The following is a 2214-nucleotide window of genomic DNA, read 5'->3' on the forward strand; positions in this document are numbered from 1 at the left end:
GACCGATGCCGGTCGATCTGAACCCGCACGAGGTCGCCGCTCTCCGCGAGGCAGGACTCGACGATGCCGCCCTGCTGCAGGCTCTCGCCCCCGTGGACCCGCGCGAACCCCACTCCGCTCTCCTCCTCATCCCCGGCGGAACCCCGTCGAGCGCCGATCCGCTCGACGCCCGCCCCCTCACCCCCGCAGACCTGAAGGTGTGACATGACCATGACGCCCGACTCCTCCCTCCTCGAACTCGCCCGCGCTCTCGATGCGGCCGATCCGCTGCACGCCCACCTCGATGCGTTCGCCGAGGCTCCTGGCGTCACCGCGTACCTCGACGGCAACTCGCTCGGGCGTCCCCTGCGCGAAGTCCCCGAGAAGATCGCCGCCTTCGTGCGGGACGACTGGGGCACGCGGCTGATCCGCTCGTGGGACGAGCAGTGGATGGCGCTGCCGATGGAGCTGGGCGACCGCATCGGACGGGTCGCTCTCGGCGCCGCCCCCGGCCAGACCGTCGTGGCCGATTCGACCAGCGTGCTGATCTACAAGCTCATGCGCGCCGCCGCGTCGGCCGATCCGGACCGCACCGAGCTCGTGATCGAGGCGGGCAACTTCCCCACCGACCGGTTCCTCGCCGAGGGCGTGGCCGCCGAGACGGGGATGACGCTGCGGTGGATCGAACCCGACCCGGTGCACGGGGTGACCATCGCCGATGTCGAGGCCGTCGTCTCCGCACGCACCGCCCTGGTGTCGCTGAGCCATGTCGACTATCGCTCGGGAGCCCTGGCCGACATGCCGGGCATCACCGCGACGGTGCGCGAGGCCGGCGCCCTGATGATGTGGGATCTGTGCCACTCGGCCGGCGTCGTGCCGATGCAGCTCGACGAGTGGGGTGTCGACATGGCTGTCGGCTGCACCTACAAGTACTTGAACGGCGGGCCGGGCTCCCCCGCCTTCGCCTACCTCCGACACGGACTGCAGGGTGTGCTGCGCCAGCCGATCCAGGGCTGGTGGAGCGCGGCCGACATCTTCGCGATGGGGCCGGAGTACGTACCGTCCGGCGACATCCGCCAGCTGCTCAGCGGCACTCCCCCGGTGACGTCGATGCTCGCGATGCAGGGGATGCTCGACCTCATCGAGCACTCGACGATCGAGGGCGTGCGGGCCAAGTCGCAGTCGTTGACCGATCTCGCCGTGCGTGCCTACGACGAGGTGCTCGCCCCTCTCGGTGTGCGACTGCTCAGCCCTCGCGATGCCGAGCTGCGAGGCGGACACGTGACGATCGGGCATCCGGACTTCCGCGACGTCACACGTCGCCTGTGGGCGGACGGCATCATCCCGGACTTCCGATTCCCCGACGGCATCCGCCTCGGACTCTCTCCGCTGAGCACCTCGCACGTCGAGACCATCACCGGCGTGCTCGCGGTGCGCGACGCCTTGGAGTCCGGTGACTTCTGACCGTGCCGTCGCGCCCGTCCTCGACGACATCGATGCGCGCCCCGGCAGCACCGCATCGTTGCTGCGGACGTTCATCGGCGTCTTCCTGCGCCCGCTCGGCGGGTGGATCTCCGCCGCCGACCTGGTCGCCCTCGCCGGCGACCTCGGCATCGAACCGGCCCCGGCGCGCACCGGTGTCGCACGCCTCAAGCAGAAGGGCCTGCTGCTCGCCGCCCGTGAGAAGCAGATCGGCTACGGGCTGAACCCGGCAGCGATCCCGATGCTCGAACGCGGCGATCGGCGCATCTTCGAGATGCGCGAGATGACGGACGCCGACACGTGGTGCCTGGTCTCGTTCTCGATCCCCGAGAGCGCGAGGAGCGTGCGCCATCAGCTGCGTCGACGACTGCAGTGGATCGGTGCGGGAGTCGTGTCGCCCGCCCTGTGGATCTGCCCCGGCCACCTTCAGGACGAGGTGGTGCAGATCCTCGACGAACTCGATGCGCGCCCGTGGGCGACGCTGTTCCCGGCATCCGCCCCCGTTCCCGCCGGCAGCCTCGTCGACGCTGCGGCGCAGTGGTGGGATCTGGATGCGCTGCGCGACGAGCACCTCGCCTTCCAGGCGTCTCTCGCGGACCTGCCAGCGGAGCCGTTCGCCGCATACGTGCAGCTGATCGACCGCTGGCGGGTGCTGCCGTACACCGATCCGGGGCTTCCCCCGTCGATGCTGCCGGCCGATTGGCCCGGTCGTGACAGCTTCGACGAGTTCGCCCGCCGGTCGGCGGAGCTGAC

Annotated in this window: 3 protein-coding genes; all 3 read left to right on the forward strand. The window is 70.4% G+C overall.

The window, feature by feature from the left end:
• Positions 1-203, forward strand: a 203-nt coding sequence (locus KZA10_RS12910) for a hypothetical protein (protein ID WP_218683072.1), incomplete at its 5' end; no start/stop codon positions are given.
• Between the two features lies 1 nt (position 204).
• Positions 205-1443 (forward strand): kynureninase, encoded by a 1239-nt coding sequence (locus tag KZA10_RS12915; RefSeq protein WP_218683073.1) that lies wholly within the window; start codon positions 205-207, stop codon positions 1441-1443.
• Positions 1433-2214: PaaX family transcriptional regulator C-terminal domain-containing protein (locus tag KZA10_RS12920; RefSeq protein ID WP_218683074.1), on the forward strand; the 782-nt coding region annotated here is incomplete at its 3' end. The genes KZA10_RS12915 and KZA10_RS12920, both read left to right, overlap by 11 nt.

This window comes from Microbacterium sp. BF1, from assembly GCF_019279095.1.
GTDB lineage: Bacteria > Actinomycetota > Actinomycetes > Actinomycetales > Microbacteriaceae > Microbacterium > Microbacterium maritypicum.